Annotated in this window: 18 protein-coding genes and 1 other RNA gene; 10 read left to right on the top strand and 9 right to left on the bottom strand. The window is 60.2% G+C overall.

Annotated elements, in window-relative coordinates; all coding sequences use genetic code 11:
• Positions 1 to 107 precede the first annotated feature (107 nt).
• Complete coding sequence (locus GT756_RS25825; protein WP_004203117.1) at positions 108 to 227, bottom strand: hypothetical protein; 120 nt, start codon at positions 225 to 227, stop codon at positions 108 to 110.
• A gap of 75 nt (positions 228 to 302) precedes the next feature.
• Between GT756_RS25825 and ppsA the strand changes: the two genes are divergently transcribed.
• Positions 303 to 2,681 (top strand): phosphoenolpyruvate synthase, encoded by a 2,379-nt coding sequence (gene ppsA / locus GT756_RS08410; RefSeq protein WP_004203115.1) that lies wholly within the window; start codon positions 303 to 305, stop codon positions 2,679 to 2,681.
• 85 nt (positions 2,682 to 2,766) lie between these two features.
• Here the strand turns inward: ppsA and rprA are convergent.
• Positions 2,767 to 2,874: antisense sRNA RprA (rprA, locus tag GT756_RS08415), an RNA gene on the bottom strand.
• Positions 2,875 to 3,064: 190 nt separating this feature from the next.
• Entirely contained in the window at positions 3,065 to 4,177 is a 1,113-nt protein-coding gene (ydiK, locus tag GT756_RS08420; RefSeq protein ID WP_004203114.1) for an AI-2E family transporter YdiK, read from the bottom strand.
• Between the two features lie 218 nt (positions 4,178 to 4,395).
• Between ydiK and GT756_RS08425 the strand changes: the two genes are divergently transcribed.
• The 3 genes from GT756_RS08425 (at position 4,396) to GT756_RS08435 (ending at position 8,310) form a co-directional block, all read left to right on the top strand.
• Positions 4,396 to 7,452, top strand: coding sequence for an FAD-binding and (Fe-S)-binding domain-containing protein (locus tag GT756_RS08425; protein WP_032456259.1), 3,057 nt, complete (start codon positions 4,396 to 4,398; stop codon positions 7,450 to 7,452).
• On the top strand, positions 7,449 to 7,859 hold the full coding sequence (gene menI / locus GT756_RS08430) for a 1,4-dihydroxy-2-naphthoyl-CoA hydrolase (RefSeq protein WP_004203111.1): 411 nt from the start codon (positions 7,449 to 7,451) through the stop codon (positions 7,857 to 7,859). The genes GT756_RS08425 and menI overlap by 4 nt, the downstream gene beginning before the upstream one ends.
• 202 nt (positions 7,860 to 8,061) lie before the next feature.
• Positions 8,062 to 8,310: a GlsB/YeaQ/YmgE family stress response membrane protein gene (locus GT756_RS08435; protein ID WP_004203110.1), complete on the top strand. Its 249-nt coding sequence runs from the start codon at positions 8,062 to 8,064 to the stop codon at positions 8,308 to 8,310.
• 98 nt (positions 8,311 to 8,408) lie between these two features.
• Here the strand turns inward: GT756_RS08435 and GT756_RS08440 are convergent, their stop codons facing one another.
• Positions 8,409 to 8,729 carry a hypothetical protein gene (locus GT756_RS08440; protein WP_049092302.1) on the bottom strand — a complete coding sequence of 107 codons (321 nt, stop codon included), beginning with the start codon at positions 8,727 to 8,729 and terminating at the stop codon, positions 8,409 to 8,411.
• 597 nt (positions 8,730 to 9,326) lie between these two features.
• On the opposite strand from GT756_RS08440, the gene GT756_RS08445 reads away from it, so the two are divergent.
• A complete protein-coding gene (locus GT756_RS08445) occupies positions 9,327 to 10,304 on the top strand; it encodes a DUF1852 domain-containing protein (protein ID WP_004203107.1) in 978 nt (325 codons plus the stop codon).
• A 23-nt stretch (positions 10,305 to 10,327) separates the two neighbouring features.
• Positions 10,328 to 11,359, top strand: coding sequence for a methionine synthase (locus tag GT756_RS08450; protein ID WP_004203106.1), 1,032 nt, complete (start codon positions 10,328 to 10,330; stop codon positions 11,357 to 11,359).
• Between the two features lie 64 nt (positions 11,360 to 11,423).
• Here GT756_RS08450 and GT756_RS08455 read toward each other — a convergent pair whose 3' ends face one another.
• The 5 genes from GT756_RS08455 to GT756_RS08475 form a co-directional block, all read right to left on the bottom strand.
• The gene (locus GT756_RS08455; RefSeq protein ID WP_160124703.1) at positions 11,424 to 12,656 is read right to left on the bottom strand and encodes an MFS transporter; all 1,233 of its coding nucleotides are present in this window, start codon (positions 12,654 to 12,656) and stop codon (positions 11,424 to 11,426) included.
• Between the two features lie 11 nt (positions 12,657 to 12,667).
• The gene (locus tag GT756_RS08460) at positions 12,668 to 13,429 is read right to left on the bottom strand and encodes an ABC transporter ATP-binding protein (protein WP_004203103.1); all 762 of its coding nucleotides are present in this window, start codon (positions 13,427 to 13,429) and stop codon (positions 12,668 to 12,670) included.
• Entirely contained in the window at positions 13,429 to 14,466 is a 1,038-nt protein-coding gene (locus tag GT756_RS08465; RefSeq protein WP_032456256.1) for an iron ABC transporter permease, read from the bottom strand. The genes GT756_RS08460 and GT756_RS08465 overlap by 1 nt, the downstream gene beginning before the upstream one ends.
• Positions 14,466 to 15,464 (bottom strand): ABC transporter substrate-binding protein, encoded by a 999-nt coding sequence (locus tag GT756_RS08470; protein WP_004203100.1) that lies wholly within the window; start codon positions 15,462 to 15,464, stop codon positions 14,466 to 14,468. Before GT756_RS08470 ends, GT756_RS08465 begins: the two co-directional genes overlap by 1 nt.
• 157 nt (positions 15,465 to 15,621) lie before the next feature.
• Entirely contained in the window at positions 15,622 to 16,533 is a 912-nt protein-coding gene (locus tag GT756_RS08475; RefSeq protein ID WP_032456255.1) for a LysR family transcriptional regulator, read from the bottom strand.
• A gap of 96 nt (positions 16,534 to 16,629) precedes the next feature.
• Here GT756_RS08475 and GT756_RS08480 point away from each other — a divergent pair, with 96 nt between their 5' ends.
• From GT756_RS08480 to GT756_RS08495, 4 genes are all read left to right on the top strand, one after another.
• The gene (locus GT756_RS08480) at positions 16,630 to 17,625 is read left to right on the top strand and encodes an NAD-dependent epimerase/dehydratase family protein (RefSeq protein ID WP_064794723.1); all 996 of its coding nucleotides are present in this window, start codon (positions 16,630 to 16,632) and stop codon (positions 17,623 to 17,625) included.
• A 97-nt stretch (positions 17,626 to 17,722) separates the two neighbouring features.
• Positions 17,723 to 18,337 carry a TetR/AcrR family transcriptional regulator gene (locus GT756_RS08485; protein ID WP_004203096.1) on the top strand — a complete coding sequence of 205 codons (615 nt, stop codon included), beginning with the start codon at positions 17,723 to 17,725 and terminating at the stop codon, positions 18,335 to 18,337.
• Positions 18,338 to 18,411: 74 nt separating this feature from the next.
• Positions 18,412 to 19,521, top strand: a complete 1,110-nt coding sequence (locus tag GT756_RS08490) for an efflux RND transporter periplasmic adaptor subunit (protein WP_004203094.1) — start codon at positions 18,412 to 18,414, stop codon at positions 19,519 to 19,521.
• A complete protein-coding gene (locus tag GT756_RS08495) occupies positions 19,518 to 22,619 on the top strand; it encodes an efflux RND transporter permease subunit (protein WP_017900851.1) in 3,102 nt (1,033 codons plus the stop codon). Before GT756_RS08490 ends, GT756_RS08495 begins: the two co-directional genes overlap by 4 nt.
• The last annotated feature ends 40 nt before the right edge of the window (positions 22,620 to 22,659 follow it).

Consider the following 22,659-nt stretch of genomic DNA (forward strand, 5'->3'; position numbering starts at 1 on the left):
GCGGATATTAAATTTAAGCATATCCCTGTTTGATTTGTCTCTTGTTAAAATTGAAACACTATTTTTGTTTTTTATGAAAAGGGTGGTTCATTTTCTTTTTTTTGCCGTTATTTCCAGCGTTTCTCGTCATAATTCCTAAAAATCATCAAGTTATCTATATCAGAGGAACAGTCCGAAAAAAGAAAAAATAATTTGCTTGAACGATTCACCGTTTTTTTCAGCACCATAAATATGTCAGGATAATCTTGCAGTCGATCGTGAAATTTTTTTCACTGGTATTAAATCACAAAAGGATTGTCTCGATGTCCAACAATGGCTCGTCACCGCTGGTGCTTTGGTATAACCAACTCGGCATGAATGATGTAGACAGAGTTGGGGGCAAAAATGCCTCCCTTGGTGAAATGATTACGAATCTGTCCGGTATGGGTGTTTCCGTACCTAACGGGTTTGCCACCACCGCTGATGCTTTCAACCAGTTCCTGGACCAAAGCGGTGTTAACCAGCGCATCTATGCGCTGCTGGATGAAACCGACATTGACGACGTTTCCGCATTAGCGAAAGCGGGCGCGCAGATCCGACAGTGGATCATCGATACCCCCTTCCAGAGCGAACTGGAAAACGCGATTCGCGATGCTTATGACCTGCTGTCCGCCGATGACGCCGAGGCCTCATTCGCCGTGCGCTCTTCCGCCACCGCGGAAGATATGCCGGACGCCTCCTTCGCCGGGCAGCAAGAGACATTCCTCAACGTGCAGGGCTTTGACGCCGTGCTCGTTGCCGTGAAGCACGTATTTGCTTCACTGTTTAACGATCGCGCGATCTCCTATCGCGTGCATCAGGGTTACGATCATCGCGGCGTGGCGCTCTCCGCCGGGGTGCAGAGGATGGTCCGCTCCGATCTGGCCTCCTCCGGCGTCATGTTCTCCATCGATACCGAATCCGGCTTTGACCAGGTGGTGTTTATCACCTCGGCGTGGGGTCTGGGCGAGATGGTGGTGCAGGGCGCGGTGAACCCGGACGAATTCTACGTCCACAAACCGACGCTGGCCGCTGGCCGCCCGGCGATCGTGCGCCGCACCATGGGCTCGAAAAAGATCCGCATGGTTTACGCGCCGACCCAGGAGCACGGCAAGCAGGTGCGTATCGAAGATGTGCCGCAGGCGCAGCGCGATATCTTCTCGTTAACCAACGAGGAGGTGCAGGAGCTGGCGAAGCAGGCGGTGCAGATCGAGAAGCACTACGGCCGTCCGATGGATATCGAGTGGGCGAAAGATGGCCACACCGGTAAGCTGTTTATCGTCCAGGCGCGTCCGGAAACCGTGCGTTCCCGCGGCCAGGTGATGGAGCGTTATACCCTCCACGCTCAGGGGCAGATCATCGCCGAAGGGCGCGCCATCGGCCATCGCATTGGCGCCGGTCCGGTGAAGGTGATCCACGATATCAGCGAGATGAACCGCATTGAGCCGGGCGACGTGCTGGTTACCGATATGACCGACCCGGACTGGGAACCGATCATGAAGAAAGCCTCGGCGATCGTCACCAACCGCGGCGGCCGTACCTGCCACGCGGCGATCATCGCCCGTGAGCTGGGTATTCCGGCGGTGGTCGGCTGCGGCGATGCCACCGATCGCATTCAGGAAAACCAGAACGTGACCGTCTCCTGCGCCGAAGGCGATACCGGCTATGTCTACGCCGAGCTGCTCGACTTCAGCGTCAAGAGCTCCAGCGTCGGCGACATGCCGGATCTGCCGCTGAAGGTGATGATGAACGTTGGCAACCCAGATCGCGCCTTCGACTTCGCCTGCCTGCCGAACGAAGGCGTGGGTCTGGCGCGGCTGGAGTTTATCATCAACCGCATGATTGGCGTGCACCCGCGCGCGCTGCTGGAGTTTGACGACCAGGAGCCGGGCCTGCAGAACGAAATCCGCGAGCTGATGAAAGGCTACGATTCGCCGAGAGAGTTCTACGTTGGCCGCCTGACCGAAGGGATCGCCACCCTCGGTGCCGCTTTCTATCCGAAACGGGTGATCGTGCGTCTGTCGGACTTCAAGTCGAACGAATACGCCAACCTGGTAGGCGGCGAGCGCTATGAGCCGGAAGAAGAGAACCCGATGCTCGGCTTCCGCGGTGCCGGACGCTACGTTTCCGAAAGCTTCCGCGACTGCTTCGCGCTGGAATGTGAAGCCATGAAGCGCGTGCGTAACGACATGGGGCTGACCAACGTTGAAGTGATGGTGCCGTTCGTCCGTACCGTTGCCCAGGCGAAAGCGGTGGTCGAAGAGCTGGAGCGTCAGGGGCTGAAGCGCGGCGAGAACGGGCTGAAGATCATCATGATGTGCGAGATCCCGTCGAACGCATTGCTGGCGGAGCAGTTCCTCGAATACTTCGACGGCTTCTCCATCGGTTCGAACGACATGACCCAGCTGGCGCTCGGTCTGGACCGCGACTCCGGCGTGGTCTCTGAGCTGTTTGATGAACGCAACGACGCGGTGAAAGCCCTGCTGTCGATGGCGATCCGCGCCGCGAAGCAGCAGGGTAAATACGTCGGCATCTGCGGCCAGGGGCCGTCTGACCATGAAGATTTTGCCGCCTGGCTGATGGAGGAGGGGATCGATAGCCTGTCCCTCAACCCGGACACCGTGGTGCAAACCTGGTTAGGTCTGGCGGAACTGAATAAATAAGTTCGCCCTGACAACACCGATCCCCGGCAGCGATGCCGGGGATTTTTTTTGCCTGTGTCAGAGCGCCAGGCGACGTGAGCGCAGGACAAAAAAAAGCCCATCGTGGGAGATGGGCAAAGACTACACACAGCAATTCGTTGTTTCACTCAGGGGATTTCCATGCTTATAAATCAAGGTGTTGATTTATAACCGTGAGCTAATAGTAGGCAGCGGGGCCTTTGCCGTCGATCAGATTCCTCTCAATAGTTAAATTGTTGTGAAGGTCCGGAAGGTGAAACGCGGGTGAGGGGCTTACAAGTCTGGCGTTGAGCCGGCGATCAATAAATTTTGCTTAACAATTGTGCAGGCGGGGAAACAGGCGGGTCTCCCCGCCTGACAATGCCTTACTTGCGCCCGGCCTCCAGCTCGCTGAGCTCTTCGAGCACGACGTCGGGATCTTTCGGCGGCGGCGGCACTTCGTGCACCCAGGCGTCATACAGGCGCCAGGAGACGGCCAGCAGCACCGGACCGATAAACAGACCGATCATGCCGAAGGCGATCAGGCCGCCAATGACGCCGGTAAGAATGAGGATCATCGGCAGGTCGGCGCCCATGCGGATAAGCACCGGGCGGATAACGTTGTCCATGGTGCCGACCACGCAGCTCCACACCAGCAGCACGGTGCCCCAGGTGGTGTCCCCGCTCCAGTAAAGCCAGATAATCGACGGCACCAGAACCAGCAAAGGCCCGAGCTGGACCAGACAGGTAAAGATCATCACCACGGTCAGCAGAGCGGCGTAGGGCACGCCGGAGATGGCAAGGCCGATACCGCCCAGCACCGCCTGAGTGAGGGCTGTCACCACCACGCCCAGCGCCACGGCGCGCACGGCCTGGCCGGCCAGCAGCACGGCGGCGTCACCGCGTTTAGCCGCCAGGCGCGTGGCGAAATAGCGGAAACCGTAGGCCACCTGCTCACCGCGCCAGTAGAGCAACGCGCTGAACAGCAGCATCAAACCGCAGTAGACCAGAAGCTTGCCGATGTGCGCCGCCTGACCGACAAACCAGCTGGTAGTGGTGCCAATATAGGGGCGAACCTTGGCCATAATCGCCGAGCCGCCCATATCCAGCAGGCCATGCCAGGCGGAGTAGAGCTTATCGCCCACCAGCGGCACGCTGTTGAGCCAGGCGAAATCCGGCAGCGTCACATTTCCGCTGCTGATGAGTTTGATCAGCGGAACGCTGTTATCCACCAGGCTGTTGACCAGCAGAGCGATAGGAATAACGAATAGCAAAAACAGCAGCAGGGTCATCGCCAGCACCGCCAGCATCCGTTTGCCGAACAGCACACGCTGCAGACGCAGCAGCACCGGCCAGGTGGCGATCACCACGGTGCCGGCCCAGGCGAAGGACAGAATAAACGGCTGCACAACCCACAGGCAGGATATGATAATCAGGGCCAGGAACAGCACCGACAGCAGTATTTGCGGTATGTCCCGAGGCTGATGGGGGTTAATCATAGATAAATTTTACCTTTCCAGTCGCGCCAAAAAGCTGGCGCCGCGTAAATCCATGTACTGATAATAATATCAATAATTTTGCCGGGCTGATTTTGCACAGAAAACACGTGGGCGCATATGAAAAAAATGTGATAAAAAGTTGAATGCGCTACGCAAACGTTTAGTTAGCACCAACACAATATTTTCAAACACAACATAGTCAGGCAGGGTCAAGTGTGATGATCCCACAAATTTCTCAGGCGCCAGGGGTAGTTCAGCTGGTGCTGAATTTTTTGCAGGTACTGGAGCAACAGGGTTTTACCGGCGATACCGCCACCAGCTATGCCGACAGGCTGACGATGGCCACCGACAACAGCGTCTATCAGCTGCTGCCGGATGCGGTCCTTTTTCCACGTTCCACGGCAGACGTCGCGCTACTGGCGCGCGTCGCCGCCGAACCACGCTTTAAATCGCTGATCTTCACCCCGCGCGGCGGCGGCACCGGCACTAACGGCCAGGCGCTGAACGGCGGAATTATCGTCGATATGTCCCGCTATATGAACCGCATTATCGAAATCAACCCCGAAGAGGGTTGGGTGCGCGTTGAAGCCGGAGTCATCAAAGATCAGCTGAATCAGTTTCTCAAGCCCTATGGCTATTTCTTTTCCCCGGAGCTCTCCACCAGCAACCGCGCTACCCTGGGCGGGATGATTAACACCGACGCGTCCGGACAGGGATCGCTGGTGTACGGTAAGACGTCGGATCACGTGCTTGGGCTGCGGGCGGTGCTGATGGGCGGTGATATCCTCGATACCCAGGCGGTGCCGGTGGCGCTGGCGGAGACGCTGGGCAATACGCCCTCGACGATCGGCCGGATCTACAACACGGTCTACCAGCGCTGCAAGGCGCAGCGCGAGCTGATCATGGATAAGTTTCCCAAACTCAACCGCTTCCTCACCGGATACGATCTGCGCCACGTCTTTAACGATGAGATGAGCGAGTTCGACCTGACCCGAATTTTAACCGGTTCGGAAGGGACGCTGGCGTTTATCACCGAAGCGCGGCTGGATATTACCCGCCTGCCGAAGGTGCGCCGGCTGGTCAACGTCAAATATGACTCCTTTGACTCTGCGCTGCGTAATGCACCCTTTATGGTGGAAGCCAAGGCCCTGTCGGTGGAGACCGTCGACTCTAAGGTCCTCAATCTGGCGCGCGAGGATATCGTCTGGCACTCGGTGAACGAACTGATCACCGACGTACCGGATAAAGAGATGCTCGGGCTGAATATCGTCGAATTCGCCGGGGATGACGCGGCGCTGATTGACCAGCAGGTCACCACCCTGTGCCAGCGGCTGGACGAGCTGATGGCCCGCAGCGAGGCGGGAGTCATCGGCTGGCAGGTTTGTCACGATCTTGATGGCGTGGAGCGCATCTATGCCATGCGCAAGAAGGCGGTAGGCCTGTTGGGTAATGCTAAAGGTGCCGCCAAGCCGATCCCCTTTGCCGAGGATACCTGTGTCCCGCCCGAACACCTGGCGGATTATATCGTCGAGTTCCGCGCGCTGCTCGACAGCCACGGCCTGAGCTACGGCATGTTTGGCCACGTCGACGCCGGGGTGCTGCATGTGCGCCCGGCGCTGGACATGTGCGATCCGCAGCAGGAGGTGCTGATGAAGCAGATCTCCGACGATGTGGTGGCGCTGACGGCGAAGTATGGCGGCCTGCTGTGGGGGGAACATGGCAAAGGTTTCCGCGCAGAGTACAGCCCGGCCTTCTTTGGCGAGGCGCTGTACGGCGAACTTAGGAAGATCAAAGCGGTCTTCGATCCCGATAACCGCCTGAACCCAGGGAAAATCTGTCCTCCGGAAGGAGTCGACGCGCCGATGATGAAAGTCGACGCGGTGAAGCGTGGCACCTGGGATCGGCAGATCCCCATCGCGGTGCGCAGCAGTTGGCGCGGGGCGATGGAGTGTAATGGCAACGGGTTGTGCTTCAACTTTGACGTAAAAAGTCCGATGTGTCCGTCGATGAAAGTCAGCAACCAGCGCATCCACTCGCCGAAAGGGCGGGCGACGCTGGTCCGCGAATGGCTGCGCCTGCTGGCGGATCGCGGCGTCGATCCCAATCAGCTGGAGAAGGCGCTGCCGGAGCAGGGCGTTAGCCTGCGCTCGCTGGTGGCGCGCACCCGTAACAGCTGGCATGCGCGCAAAGGGGAATATGACTTCTCGCACGAGGTCAAAGAGGCGATGTCCGGCTGTCTGGCCTGCAAAGCCTGTTCGACCCAGTGCCCGATCAAAATCGATGTCCCGGAGTTCCGCTCGCGCTTCCTGCAGCTGTATCACAGCCGCTATCTGCGTCCGGTGCGGGATCATCTGGTGGCGTCGGTGGAGTCCTATGCGCCGCTGATGGCCCAGGCGCCGAAGACCTTTAACTTCTTCATTAACCAGCCGTGGCTGAAAAAGCTGTCGGAGAAGCATATCGGGATGGTCGATCTGCCGCTGCTCTCGGCGCCGTCGCTGAAGCAGCAGATGGCCGGCCACCGCTCCGCCAATATGACCCTTGAGCAGCTCGAAGCGCTGAGCGACGAGCAGAAGGCGAAGATGGTGCTGGTGGTGCAGGATCCCTTCACCAGCTATTACGACGCTCAGGTGGTGGCTGACTTTATCCGTCTGGTCGAGGCCTTAGGCTATCAGCCGGTGCTCCTGCCGTTCTCGCCGAACGGCAAGGCGCAGCATATTAAAGGATTCCTGACCCGCTTCGCGCGCACCGCGCAGAAAACGGCAGACTTCCTTAACCGCGTGGCGCAGCTGGGGATGCCGCTGGTCGGCGTCGATCCGGCGCTGGTGCTTTGCTACCGCGATGAATATAAGCAAACGCTCGGCGACAAGCGCGGCGATTTCCAGGTCATGCTGGTGCATGAGTGGTTGCCGAAGGCCCTGCCGACCGACGCCCGTCCCGATCTCGGCGGCGAGCCCTGGTACCTGTTCGGTCATTGTACGGAAGTGACCGCGCTGCCGGCGGCGACAAAGCAGTGGGCAGAGATTTTTGCCCACTTCGGCGCGAAGCTGGAAAACGTCAGCGTTGGGTGCTGCGGGATGGCAGGCACCTATGGTCATGAAGTGAAAAACCATGCCAACTCGCTGGCCATTTACGCGCTCTCCTGGCAGCAGGCGATGCAGCGGCTGCCGCGTAACCGCTGTCTGGTGACGGGCTACTCCTGCCGCAGCCAGGTGAAGCGCATTGAAGGCAGCGGCGTTCGCCACCCGCTGCAGGCGTTACTGGAGATAATCGGATGATTTGGAAACGTCAGACCACGCTGGAGCAGCTTAACCGGCTCGGTGAGGGAAACATGGTAGGGCTGTTGGATATTCGCTTTGAGACGTTTACCGACGATACGCTGGAGGCCACCATGCCGGTGGATGGCCGCACCCAGCAGCCGTTTGGTCTGCTGCACGGCGGGGCGTCGGTGGTGCTGGCGGAGACGCTGGGGTCGGTGGCGGGTTATCTGTGCAGCGAAGGCGAACAGAAGGTGGTGGGGCTGGAGGTTAACGCCAACCACATCCGTTCAGCGCGTGGGGGCCGGGTGCGGGGCGTGTGCAAAGCGCTGCACGTCGGGACTCGCCATCAGGTCTGGCAAATTGAAATCTTCGACGAACAGTCGCGATTGTGCTGTTCATCGCGGCTAACCACCGCGGTAATATAAACCGTAAGGGGGAGGCGAATAGCCTCCCTTTTTTCAAGGTAATAAGCGGCAAAGGGCCTGGCAGCGCGAGAGATGGCGTGAGAACACTACCGCGCAGCGGCAAGAAATTATCTAATAAATAGATTATTACCGATCCAATCTCGTTATATATGCTACTCTTTTCAATACGAAATGCATAAAGGTAACAAGAGGACGGTTAACCATGGGTATTCTTTCCTGGATCATTTTTGGACTTATTGCCGGTATTTTAGCCAAGTGGATTATGCCGGGGAAAGACGGCGGCGGGTTTATTGTAACCATTATTCTGGGGATCATCGGCGCCGTGGTCGGCGGCTGGATCAGTACCTTCTTTGGTTTTGGCAAAGTCGACGGGTTTAATTTCGGCAGCTTCGTGGTGGCGGTAATCGGTGCGCTGGTTGTGCTGTTTATCTACCGTAAAGTGCGCAGCTAATTCTCTGCATTCTGTTTTATTCAAGTTAACAAAAGCTGCCGCGATAAGCGGCAGCTTTTTTATTATCGCAGGACTCAGGCAGCGTGCCCACGCCAGGGCTACTGCCCGTCGGCATCCTCCGCAACCGGCACCACCTCCACGTGAACTTCGTAGTGCTTCGCCTGACCAGTTGGGATCAGGGCGGTTAGTTTGTTAATGGTTTCCGCCGGCGTATCGGTCGCGACCGTTGCTGAAAACAGCACCGGCTTGCGCGGCGGAAACGGTGGCGGGAACGGCGGCAGGGGACCATGACCCATCTCCAGCGGAGGACGGCCGCCGTTGTCGACAGCGGGCGTCGGAGCGTCGGTTTTATCAGCCGCAAAAGCGCTGGCGGCGGCCACGGCAGCAATAGAGAACAGCGCAAAGAGAGCTTTTTTCATCTGGTTTTCCTCGATAAGCAAGTGCATAAAGAGTAGAGGGCGGCGGCAGGCGGGACAATGCCGTGCGGCGCGAATCCTCTGAATCTCCTTTATTCCTCGCGAATGTGAAGGTCAGATGAGAGCGGGTGTCATTGTGTTCGGGAGCCTCTTAATTCAGCAGCACGCTCATAATCAGCAGCACGGCCATGCACATCGACATAATACTGATATCAACAATCATTCTTTACGACAAAAGCTCCAGCAAACGGGTACGGCGGCCAGGTCACAGCACGTATTATAGTGGTTAAAGATTGTACCCTGCATGCATTCCCTGGACAAACGATTATTAGCCTGGCGTTGCCTGAACTGCCGCGCCTGACCATGGCGTCATGATGATACCCCGAACCGCACCTTGCGCTTAGCGGAGCAACATGAGGATAGCTCATGTTGCAATGAATTTAAGTCGCTTTCCCTCCATCACCGACTCTGGCAAAAATAGACCCATTAACGAATCAACAACATTTACCGGTTGAAGCGCGCCAGGTCTGACTCTGCGTCGCCAGTGGAGAGTACTCCGCTTATTCCGCTTTATGCCCGACACCAGGATGGACAATCGCCATGAATAACGAATTTACCTATACGATTAAGCGCAGCCGGTTTGATGAAAATTATAACCCTGCGGAAAATACGCGTATTACCACCAATTTTGCCAATTTGGCGAGAGGGGAGAGCCGTCAGGACAATCTGCGCAATACGTTAATCATGATGAATAACCGGTTTAATACCCTGGCGCACTGGGATAATCCCTACAACGATCGCTATGCGGTGGAACTGGATATTATTTCTGTCGAGATGAATATTGCTGATGCCGCCAGTTTTCCGGTGATAGAGATCCTGCAAACGCATATTGTCGATAAAAAAACCGGTGAGCGCCATGCCGGTATCGTCGGCAATAACTTCTCTTCCTGGGTACGGGATTATGATTTTAGCGTGCTGCTGCTGGAGCATAATAAAGACCAGAGCCGCTTCAGCGTGCCCGAAAACTTTGGCGAGCTGCACGGCAATATCTTTAAGGATTTCGTGCAATCCAGCGCCTATAAGACCAGTTTCAGCAAGGCGCCGGTGATTTGTCTGAGCGTATCCAGCAAAGATGTTTATCGTCGCACCGGTAACGAACATCCGGTTCTCGGCATTGAATATGCCCAGGAAGGCGTCTCGCTGACCGAGCGCTATTTCAGCAAAATGGGGCTGCAGGTGCGCTATTTTATGCCGAAACACAGCGTCGCGCCGTTGGCCTTCTATTTTTCCGGCGATCTGCTCAGCGATTACACCAGCCTGGAGCTGATCGCGACCATCAGCACGATGGAGACGTTTCAAAAAATATATCGTCCGGAGATTTACAACGCGAATTCCGCGGCGGGGCAATACTATCAGCCCAATCTCAATCACCTGGATCATTCCGTCACCAAAATTGTGTATGACCGGGAAGAGCGCAGCCTGTTGGCGATAGAGCAGGGTAAATTTACACAACAACATTTTATCGACCCGCACAAGACGTTGCTTGAGCAATGGTCTGCTAACTTCGCGCGTTGCTAAACCAATATAAAAGGCTACTTATTATGAAAACATGGCTTCCGACCTCCACCGCTGGCAGTTTACCGAAACCTTCCTGGCTGGCGCAGCCAGAGACCCTGTGGTCGCCCTGGAAACTGTCCAGCGAAGAATTACTGGCCGGCAAGCGCGACGCCCTGCGTTTGTCCCTCGACGACCAGCTGCGGGCCGGGATCGATATTGTCAGCGACGGCGAGCAAACGCGGCAGCACTTTGTCACCACCTTTATTGAACACCTCAGCGGCGTTGATTTTGCCAAACGCGAGATCGTGAAAATTCGTAACCGCTATGAGGCCAGTGTTCCAACCGTGGTGGGCGCCGTAGAGCGCCAGAAACCGGTCTTCGTTGAGGACGCGCGCTATCTGCGTCAGCTCACCAGTCAGCCGATTAAATGGGCGCTGCCGGGCCCAATGACCATGATCGATACGCTGTATGACAATCACTATAAAAGTCGGGAAAAGCTGGCCTGGGAGTTCGCCAAAATCCTCAATCAGGAAGCGAAAGAGTTAGAGGCCGCCGGGGTCGATATTATTCAGTTCGATGAGCCGGCCTTCAACGTCTTCTTCGATGAGGTGAACGACTGGGGGATCGCCGCGCTGGAACGAGCCACTGAAGGGCTGAAGTGCGAGACGGCGGTGCATATCTGCTACGGCTACGGCATCAAGGCCAATACCGACTGGAAAAAAACGCTGGGCTCAGAGTGGCGTCAGTATGAGGAGGCCTTCCCGCAGCTGCAGAAATCGTCCCTCGATATTATCTCTCTCGAGTGCCACAACTCGCGGGTGCCGATGGATCTGCTGGAGTTGATCCGCGGTAAAAAGGTGATGGTCGGGGCGATCGATGTCGCCAGCCATGCGATTGAAACTCCGGAAGAGGTGGCTGCTACCCTGCGCAAGGCGCTGGCGTTCGTCGATGCCGACAAGCTCTACCCCTCCACCAACTGCGGTATGGCGCCGCTGCCGCGCCAGGTCGCGACCGGCAAACTGCACGCCTTAAGCGCCGGTGCCGAGATCGTTCGCCGCGAGCTGGCGGTAAAATAAGGCGGACTGGCTTTCGTGCGCTTCTCCCGGTTAACCTCCTGAGCGGGCCGTTACCCGCTCAGCGTCAGGTTGCCGCCAGCGGGCGGCAGATCGCCCGCAGGGCCACGGCACTGCACAACGGAAACAGCGCCAGCAGAAGCCAGGGATAGACCGCCTGCGGCGAGGGGGTGAGCGCCTGGTCAAGCAAATGGCCGAGCAGAAAATTCCCGGCTAACACCGCGCACCCACCCGCAGTGGCAAGCGCCCCGTAGTGGGCGCCCAGCGTCGACTCCTCGGCAAACAGCGGGATGAGATCCTTGGCTGAGGGCACCAGCAGTATCTGGCCGAGGGTGAGCAGCGTGACAAAGCAGGCCGACGGCAATAATCGCAGCCAGCCGGCGGCGGGCGGCGAGGCGGCGAATAACGCCACGCTGACGAAGGAAGCCGACAGTAGCAGAAAGCCCACCGGCAGGATGCGCACGGCGCCAATACGTCGTGCGAAGCGGGCGAGAGGAAGCTGCAGGGTGATAATCAACAGCGAGGCCAGCATAAAAAGCGGCGCCAGATCCTGCTCACGGCCGCCTGCGCGTTGGATCTCCACCGGCAGGGCGAGGTACAGCTGGTTGTAGCTCAACAGCCATGAACTGTAGGCGAGAATAAACGCGACAAAGCGCGGCTGGCGCAAAGGGGTCCACCACGGAACCCGGCTGCGCGTTTGTGTCCGCTGCCCGTCGGTGGGCAGACAGAAAAAGAGCACCAGCAGCGCCAGAAGAAATAGCCCCGCACCGGCGAGGGCGATATGCCGAAAGCCGATCCCGCTCAGTAACCCTCCGGCCACCGGGCCGATAACCGCCCCCAGCTCACCGCACACCGCAAACAGCGCAAACCACTCGGCGCGGCTGCGTTTTCCGTTGGCCTGGCTGTGGGTACCGGTCCGCGCCAGCAGGGCCTCGATCGACGGGGAGAACAGCGCCCCGCCGACGCCCGTCAGGCAGGCGCCGAGGATAATCGGCTCCAGCGTTGTGCCGCACGCCAGCAGCAGATAGCCGGCGACGCGAACCACGCAGCCGGCGAGGATGATCGCCTTAGCGCCGTAGCGGTCGGCCAGCGTCCCGCCGATGATAAACATACCCTGCTGAGAGAAGGTGCGCAGCCCGAGGATCAGGCCGATAAGCCCGCCGGAAAGCAGCATCTCGTCGCGCAGGAAGAGGGCAAGGAAAGGGACGACCGCATAAAAGCCAATATTAAAAACGAACTGGCTTCCCAGTAAAACGGGAGGCCAGAGGGTCGCGGCAGGGCGCAGGGGGAAGAGAGGCATACTCGCCCAACCTAAACGATGAAATGAATGTGCTTTTTACCGTGGTACGGGGAGATCTCGATTTTGGTTTTCACCCGGAAAACGTCCCACAGCAGCGCTTCGGACAAAATCTCCTCCGGCGTCCCGTTGGCGAGGATCTGCCCCTGCTGCATCACGATCAGCGAATCGCAGAACATCGCGGCATGGTTAAGATCGTGAATGGCCACAATGCTGGTCACCGGCAGCTCGCTGATCAACTGCATCAGCTGCATCTGATGGTGAATATCCAGATGGTTGGTAGGTTCATCCAGCAGGATCTCACTCGGGTTCTGCGCCAGCGCGCGGGCGATATGCACCCGCTGCCGCTCGCCGCCGGAGAGGCTCAGCCACCCCTGGTCGCTTTTCTCCAGCATCGCCACCCGCTGCAGCGCGGCGGTGACCGCCTCGTCATCCTGAGCGCTCCAGTTGGAGAACGGCGAGTGGTGCGGAATACGTCCCAGCCGCACGACGTCGCGCACCCGCATATTGGCCTCGGTCATGCCGTGTTGCTCGACGAACGCCACCCGGCGGGCGAGCTGCTTTTTCGCCATCCGGGCGATGTCGTGGCCGTCGAGGGTGACGCGACCCGCATCCGGGCGGCGCAGGCCCGCCAGAACCCGCAGCAGCGAGGATTTGCCGCAGCCGTTGGGGCCCAGCAGACCCACCGTTTCGCCGCGCGACACCCGCAGCGAGACATTATTGACGATGACCTTTTTGCCTGCCTTCCAGGTGATATTTTCAGCGCAAATACTCATCACTTATTCCTTGAGCGGTAGATAATCACGGCAAAGAAAGGCACCCCAACCAGGGCGGTCACCACTCCGACCGGCAGACTCTGCGGGGCAATCAGCAGGCGCGAGGCAATGTCCGCCAGCACCATCAGGATCGCCCCCGCCAGCGCGCTGGCGATCAGCAACGTCCGGTGCAGCGGGCCAAAGAAGAAGCGCATCACGTGCGGCACCACCAGGCCGACAAAGCCGATCGAGCCGGCCATGCTGACGATGGTGGCAGTGATCACCGCCGCGGTGGTGAAGAGGATCAGGCGCACGCGCGGCACGGCAATGCCCAGCGAAGCGGCGGCATCGTCGCCGAAGGTGAACGCGTCCAGTGCCCGGGCATACCACAGGCAGACCGCCAGGCCCGCGAGGACCACCACCAGAACCAGCTGGAATTCGGGCCAGCGGACGCCGCTGAAGCTGCCCAGCAGCCAGAACATCACATCGCGCGCCTGCTGCGCGCTGGCGGAGGTGCTGATGGTGTAGGCCGTGAGGGCGTTAAATAACTGCGAGGCGGCGACGCCCGCCAGAATGGTGCGCTCATTGCCGCCGCGCGCGCCGTTGGTCAGAAAGGCAACAAAGGCGAAGGCGGCGAAGGCTCCGGCAAACGCCCCGACGGAGAGGGAGATCGCCCCGGCGCCAAGGCCCAGCACCACAATCGATACCGCGCCGGTGGAGGCCCCGGCGGAGACGCCGAGGACGTAAGGTTCCGCGAGGGCGTTCTTGAGCAGGCTTTGCAGCACGGCGCCGCAGATAGCGAGGCCGGCGCCGCAGCAGGCGGCGACCAGCGCGCGGCTGAGGCGGAAATCCCAGATAACGCTCTCGGAGATACGATTGAGAGGCACCGCGGTTAAGCCGGTTTTATTGCTGATAGCGTAAAAGACGTTCTGCAGCGGGATGGGCAGTTCGCCGACGCTGACGCCCACCGCAATCACCAGCGCCAGCACGCACACGGCGACGACACACCAGCCGGTGAGCAGCATGCTGCGGCGCGTCTGCAGTACGGCGGCGCTCATCAGTTAAGCCCCATTTTTCTCAGCTGTTCGCCCACCTGCTCCGCGCCGTAAAGGGTGCGGATGGTCGGATTCATCGCCTGGCCGTCCATCACCACGATATGGCCTTTTTTCACCGCCTCCAGCTGGCTGACGGCGGGATCGCTTTTGAGGAATTTAATCTTCTCCTCGGCCTTATCCAGCGCCCAGCGGTTACGATCCAGGCTCGAGACCACGATCACATCCGGGTTGGCGGCAATGATGCTCTCCCAGCTCACCGTGGGCCACTCGGTCTCGGAGGTTATCGCATTATGACCGCCCAGCACGTTGGCGATAAAGCCGGAGGCGCTGTTTTTACCGCCGACATAGGCATCGGCCGATGGCGAGGCGCTGGAGAACCAGAAGACGAAGGAGAGATCTTTTTTGCTTTTACCGAACTCCTGACGCAGGTCGGCTTCACGTTTTTTGAAATCGGCGATCAGCGCCTGGCCACGATCTTCGACGTTGAAAATGCGGGCGAAATCGCTAATTTCCTGATACAGCCAGGTCATGTCCCACAGCTTCTGCCGGCTGCCGTACATATCGCCGGTAGCCTTTTTGGTGGCGCACATCCCCGGCGACACGTAGCTGTTCACGCCAACGGTGGCAAGATCTTCACGCCTGGCGACTTTGCTTTCCGGCCCCAGCAGCAGCGGCAACTGGGCGGGAACGAAATCGGGATTTTGCGCCAGCACGGATTCCAGACTCGGGATTTCCACCGTCAGGGTTTTAATCTTCGCGTTTTGCTCAGCCAGCTGCGGTAATACCGTAGTCGGCCAGAAGGCGCTGGCCACCACCTGCTTTTGCAGCCCAAGCAGCAGCAGGATTTCGACCGTATTTTGCCCCAGCGCGACCACGCGCTCCGGCGGCCGGGTAAAGGTCTCCTGATAGCCACAGTTTTCAATCGTCAGGGGGTAGGTTGTTGCCAGCCCGGAACTGACGGCGGTGAACATCAAGCCTAACGCGCAGAGGACCTTCTTCATTAAACGCTATCCTTGTAAACAGGCGAGTAAATGACCAGTAAATGGGAGTAATGCAAATGAAACTCATTATTGGGGCGGGGTTTTATACAATGCCGTATTTACAGTGTCAATGAGTGACTATTTCAGCAGGGAAGGGATTACCCGCGAGGCGGGTGGGTCAGCGCGCCAGAGGGCCGCGAATATACGTCTGCAACCCCTCGGCGAGGAAATTAAATACCCGCTTACAGGCGGGGCTATGGCGCAGGTCCTCATGCATCACCAGCCAGGTATCGAGATACAGAGAAAAGTCGGCCGCCAGCACTCGCTGCAGGGGAATAATGCCGTCGGCGAGGGGCGCCTGGCAGATGCCGATCCCTGCCCCGGCGCGGATCAGGTTCAGCTGGGCGAGGTCGCTATCGGTGCGCATTGCGAAGGCCTCGCGCTGAAAACGGGGATAGCGCGCAAGAGCCCGGCGAACGAGGGGCGTGGCGCTGTCGAAACCAATCAGCGCGTGGCCGTCAAGCTCCTCAGGCGTAGCGGGCCGACCCTGGCGGGTCAGATAGGCATCGGTAGCATGCAGCCCAAGCTCGATCCTGCCGAGACGCCGCGCGATAAGCTGCTCCTGCTGCGGAGCGACCATCCGCACCGCGATATCCGCCTCCCGGTGAAGCAGATCCTGAAATCGATTGGAGAGCATCAGTTCGATGACGATACTCGGGCACGCTTGCCTGAGCCGGGCAATCAGCGGCGGCAGCACCTCGGCGCCGACCACCTCGCTGGCGGCCACCCGCACCACGCCACGCAGATCGGTGCTGTCGCGACTAAAGTTAGCCGCCGTGCGTTCCAGCGCCCGGGCGGTGTTGGCCATTGTCTCGGCGTGCGCCTGCAGCGCCAGCGCCGCGTCGGTCGCCAGCAGGCCGGTTTGCGAGCGGGTAAATAAGGCCTGGCCGAGGGCGGCCTCCAGGCCGGCGATATGGCGACCCGCCGTCGGCTGAGTGATGTTCAGGGTGCGCGATGCGCCCGATAAAGAGCCTTCCTGCAGGACGGCGAGAAAGGTTCGGTACCACTCCCAGGGAATAGAGGTATTCATACAAAAATGTATAGCCGCTCGATGATGGTATGCAATTTCATTTGATATGAGCCGCAGGTAGGCTGTCAAGCATCCATTAGCGAACGGGGAAAGACGATGAACAGCAGCGGCAAAGTCCTGATTTTGGGAGCAAGCGGGGGCATAGGCGGGGAAGTGGCGCGTCGGCTGGCGGCGGACAACTGGCAGGTTCGGGCGCTGAAGCGCGGCGCCCAGCTTCGTGCGCCCGAAGAGGGCATGCAGTGGATTGCCGGGGACGCGCTGGATGCCGGGCAGGTGGCGGCGGCGGCTGCCGGTTGCGACGTGATCGTCCATGCGGTCAATCCGCCGGGCTACCGGCACTGGCGGCAGCAGGTACTACCTATGCTGCGCAACACCCTGCAGGCCGCCGCCCAGCAGCGGGCGTTAGTTGTCCTGCCCGGCACGGTTTACAACTATGGATCGGATGCCTTTCCGCTGATTGCTGAAGCGGCCGCGCAACGGCCGGTGACCCGCAAAGGCGCCATTCGGGTGGAAATGGAGCAGGCGCTGGAGGATTACGTACAGCGCGGCGGCAGGGCGTTGATTGTCCGGGCGGGCGATTATTTTGGTCCGCGCGCCGGAAATAACTGGTTTTCCCAGGGGCTGGTCAAGCCAGGTCAGCTTCCCCGGACTATCAGCCTACCAGGGGCGATCGGCGTGGGGCATCAGTGGGCATGGCTGCCCGACGTTGCCGCCACCATCGCCGCGCTGCTGGCCCGCAGGCATGAGCTTGAGCCGTTTGCCCGCTTTCATATGCAGGGTCACTGGGACCCGGACGGCAGCGAAATGAGCCAGGCGATCCAGCGGGTGGTCGCCCTCTATGGCGGCAGGGTGGTAGTGAAGTCATTTCCCTGGTGGCTGGTGAAGCTGGCGGCGCCCTTCAACGCCACCCTGCGCGAAATGGTCGAGATGCACTATCTCTGGCGTCTACCGGTACGCCTGCGCAACGATAAGCTGGTGGCTTTTTTAGGCGCGGAGCCGCATACCCCGCTCGATCGCGCCGTACATCTGACGCTGCAAGGCCTGGGCTGTCTGCCCGCCGGCGCGATTAACCATGAGGCGCGTGAGGCATAACGCGGCGAGAGAGGTGAGCAGGGTGGGGCGTTATTGTGACCAAATCATAATAACGTCACTCGTTGTCAAACGATAGCGATCGCATTAAGCTAAATGGATGACGAAAAATACCCCCACCCCAGCAAGCCGTGGCCCCGTTGACCACAGCGTTCGGGACCAGATTCTTGACGCGGCCATGGCGCACTTCAGTCGCTATGGCTATGAAAAGACCACGGTCACCGATCTCGCCAAAGCAATAGGCTTTTCCAAAGCCTATATCTACAAGTTTTTTGACTCCAAGCAGGCGATTGGCGAGGCAATCTGCGCCAGCCGGCTGGAGAAGATCATGGTGGCCGTCAGCGAGGCCATCGCCGATGCACCCTCCGCCAGCGAGAAGCTGCGCCGCCTGTTCCGGGCGCTGACCGAGGCCGGCAGTGAACTGTTTTTCGAGGATCGCAAACTGTACGATATCGCCGCCGTCGCGGCGCGCGATAAATGGCCCTCAACGGAGCAGTATGCCGGTCATCTGCAGCAGCTGATTGGTCAAATCCTGGTCGAAGGCCGCCAGGCGGGTGAGTTCGAGCGCAAAACCCCGCTGGATGAGGCGACCCTGGCGGTCTATATGGTGATGTGTCCTTTCATCAACCCGGTGCAGCTGCAATACAATCTCGACACCGCGCCCACCGCGGCGGTGCTGCTTGCCTCCCTGATCCTGAGAAGTCTCTCCCCCTGATTTGTGACCATTGACTTTATTGGTCACTAGTCTGAGAATGCAGTCACCAACCGGTCTTTTCATTAAGGTGACCCATGCTCAGGCCCAACGCCGTCCATCTTGCCGTCTGCCTCCTGCCGCTGGCCCTCGCGGGCTGCGGCGAACCTGCCGATCATGACGATCCCCGCACCCGGCCGCCGCTGGTGAGGGTGGCGACCGTCGAGCGCGCGGAGGCCAGCTCGCGGGCCTTTACCGGCGTGGTGGTCGCTCGTACCCAAAGCGATCTCGGCTTCCGGGTATCGGGAAAAATCCTTGCCCGGCTGGTTGAGACCGGGCAGAGCGTCCGGCGCGGTCAACTGCTGCTGCGCCTGGATCCGGCTGATCTAACCTTGCAGGCGCAGTCCCAACAGCGGGCGGTCGACGCCGCGCGGGCGCGAGCCAAAAAAGCGGCCAACGATCTGGCCCGCTATCGCGGCCTGGTGGCCAGCGGCGCCGTCTCGGCGGCGGAGTTCGACCAGATCAACGCGACGGCAGAGGCGGCGAGAGCCGATCTCAGCGCGGCCCAGGCGCAGGCAAACGTGGCGCAAAACGCCACCGACTATGCCGGACTGCTGGCGGATGCCGACGGCGTGGTGGTGGAAACGCTCGCCGAGCCGGGACAGGTGGTCAGCGCCGGGCAGGTGGTGATCCGCCTGGCGCGGGCAGGGCAGCGCGAAGCGCGGGTGCAGCTTCCGGAGACGCTGCGCCCAGCGGTCGGCAGCGAGGCGCTGGCGACACGCTATGGCAGCGAATCTCAGCCGGTCACCGCGACCCTGCGGCTGCTTTCGGACGCGGCTGACGCCGCCACCCGCACCTTTGAAGCGCGCTATGTGCTGAACGGCGCGCTGGCGAATGCGCCGCTGGGGTCAACCGTGACCCTGCGTATCAGCAGCGACCAGGGGCCAGGCGAGGTGCTGGAGGTGCCCCTGGCGTCGGTCTACGATCCGGGCAACGGCCCTGGCGTCTGGCGCATTGCATCGCGCCCGGCCACCGTCTCCTGGCAACCGGTGACGGTGATCGGCCTGAATGATGAAACGGCGCGGGTGACCGGCCCGCTGAAGCCCGGGGAGCCCATCGTCGCCCTGGGCGCCCATCTTCTGCACCAGGGCGAGACGGTGCGGCTGGCGGAACGACGCGAGCATGATGCCGACGGGAGTCAGCCATGAGCGGCGGGCGTTTTAATCTCTCCGCGCTGGCCGTCCGCGAGCGGTCGGTAACCCTGTTTTTAATTATCCTTATCTCGGTCGCCGGGCTGGTGGCCTTCTTCGGGCTCGGGCGGGCGGAAGATCCGCCCTTCACGGTCAAGCAAATGACGGTCATCACCGTCTGGCCGGGCGCCACCGCGCAGGAGATGCAGGATCAGGTCGCCGAGCCGCTGGAAAAACGGCTCCAGGAGCTGAAGTGGTACGATCGCACCGAGACCTATACCCGTCCCGGGATGGCGTTAATCACCTTATCGCTGCAGGATCAGACGCCGCCTTCCGAGGTGCCGGAGCAGTTTTATCAGGCGCGCAAAAAGCTCGGGGATGAGGCGAAAAACCTGCCTGCCGGCGTCTCCGGCCCGATGATGAATGACGAATTCGCCGATGTCACCTTTGCCCTCTTTGCCCTGAAAGCGCGGGGAGAGCCGCCGCGGCAGCTGGTGCGTGACGCCGAAGCCCTGCGTCAGCAGCTGCTGCATGTACCTGGGGTAAAAAAAGTGAATATTCTCGGCGAACAGGCGGAGCGCATTTATCTCTCCTTTTCTCATGACCGTCTCGCCACCCTGGGGCTCTCGCCGGAGGCGATTTTTGCCGCGCTGAACAATCAGAATGTGCTGACCGCCGCCGGGGCCATTGAGACCCGTGGCGGGCAGATCTTTATCCGCCTCGACGGGGCGTTCGACCGCCTGCAGCAGATCCGCGACACGCCGATTATTGCCGGGGGCAGAACGCTGAAACTCGCCGATGTCGCCACGGTTGAGCGGGGGTATGAAGATCCTGCTACCTTCCTGATCCGCAATCAGGGCGAACCGGCGCTGCTGCTGGGGGTGGTGATGCGCGAGGGCTGGAATGGTCTGGCGCTGGGGAAAGCGCTGGACGCCGAAACGGACAGCATCAATCAGAGCCTGCCGCTCGGCATGTCGTTGGCCAAAGTGACCGATCAGTCGGTGAATATCAGCGCGGCGGTCGATGAGTTCATGATCAAATTTTTTGTCGCTCTGTTGGTGGTGATGGCGGTGTGCTTTGTCAGCATGGGCTGGCGCGTGGGGGTGGTGGTCGCGGCGGCGGTGCCGCTCACCCTGGCCGTGGTGTTCGTGGTGATGGCCGCCACCGGTAAAAACTTTGACCGCATCACCCTCGGCTCGCTGATCCTCGCCCTGGGGCTGCTGGTGGATGATGCCATTATCGCCATTGAAATGATGGTGGTCAAAATGGAGGAGGGGTATGACCGCCTCAAAGCCTCCGCCTATGCCTGGAGCCACACCGCGGCGCCCATGCTGGCCGGCACCCTGGTGACGGCCGTGGGTTTTATGCCTAACGGGTTTGCGCAATCCACCGCCGGGGAGTATGCCAGCAACGTGTTCTGGATCGTCGGTATCGCGCTGATTGCCTCCTGGATCGTGGCGGTGATTTTTACCCCCTGGCTGGGCGTACACCTGTTACCGGAGAGGAAGTCCGCGGCGGCAGGCCACGCCGCGCTGTATGACACCCCGCGCTATCAGCGCTTCCGCCGGCTGCTGACCCGGGTTATCGCCGGCAAATGGCGCGTGGCCGCCGGGGTGGTGGTGCTGTTTATGGTGGCGTTACTGGGAATGAGCGTGGTGAAAAAGCAGTTTTTCCCCACCTCCGACCGCCCGGAAGTGCTGGTTGAGGTGCAGATGCCTTACGGGTCGTCGATTATCCAGACCAGCGCCGCGACGGCGAAAATTGAGCGCTGGCTGCAGCAGCAGCCGGAGGCGAAGATTGTCACCAGCTATATCGGCCAGGGCGCGCCGCGCTTTTACCTGGCGATGGCTCCGGAATTGCCCGATCCCTCATTTGCCAAGCTGGTGGTATTGACCGACGGTCCGGCCTCGCGCGAGGCGCTTAAGCTGCGGCTGCGGGAGGCGGTGGCCAATGGCCTTGCGCCGCAGGCGCGGGTGCGCGTCACGCAGTTGGTCTTTGGCCCTTATTCGCCTTATCCAGTCGCCTGGCGGGTGATGGGGCCCGATCCGCACACCCTGCGCGACATCGCCGATCGGGTGAAAGCGGTGCTGCAGGCCAGTCCGCTGATGCGCACCGTCAATAGCGACTGGGGATCGCGGGTACCGGTGATGCATTTCAGCCTCAATCAGGACCGGCTGCAGGCGAGTGGGCTCAGCTCCCAGGCCGTCGCCCAGCAGCTGCAGTTCCTGCTGTCAGGGATCCCCATTACCACCGTCCGGGAGGATATTCGCGCGGTGCAGGTCATCGGCCGCGCGGCGGGCGATATCCGTCTGGACCCGGCGAAAATCGCCGACTTCACTCTCGTAGGCAGCGGCGGGCAGCGGGTTCCTTTGTCGCAGATCGGTGAAGTCGACGTCAGGATGGAAGAACCCCTGCTCCGTCGTCGCGACCGCACGCCGACCATTACCGTCCGGGGAGATGTCGCGGATAACCTGCAGCCGCCGGATGTCTCCAGCGCGCTGATGAAGCCGCTGCAGCCCATTATCGACTCCCTGCCGCCTGGGTATCGCATCGAGACGGCGGGGTCGATCGAGGAGTCAGGCAAAGCCACCCGGGCAATGGTGCCGTTATTTCCGATCATGATCGCCCTCACGCTGCTGATCATTATCCTGCAGGTACGTTCCCTGTCGGCGATGGTCATGGTTTTCCTGACCGCGCCGCTGGGGCTGATTGGCGTGGTGCCGACGCTGCTGCTGTTCAATCAGCCGTTTGGCATCAATGCCCTTGTGGGCCTGATCGCCCTGTCAGGGATCCTGATGCGAAATACGCTGATCCTGATTGGTCAAATCCACCATAACCAGCAGGCGGGGCTCGATCCGTTCCACGCGGTGGTGGAGGCGACGGTGCAGCGAGCCCGTCCGGTTCTGCTGACCGCGCTGGCGGCGATCCTGGCGTTCATTCCGCTGACGCATTCGGTTTTCTGGGGGACGCTCGCCTATACGCTGATTGGCGGGACGCTGGGGGGAACCATCATGACCCTTATCTTCCTGCCGGCCATGTATGCGATCTGGTTCCGCATCCGCCCTGAGCGACCGGCTGACGCAGCGCAACGTCCGGCGCTGGATCCTCAGGGGTAATTCCCCCTTGCCGGACCGGGCCAGGACACGCGGTCAGGCC

This window comes from Klebsiella sp. Q2, assembly GCF_009900705.1.
Lineage (GTDB): Bacteria > Pseudomonadota > Gammaproteobacteria > Enterobacterales > Enterobacteriaceae > Klebsiella > Klebsiella quasipneumoniae.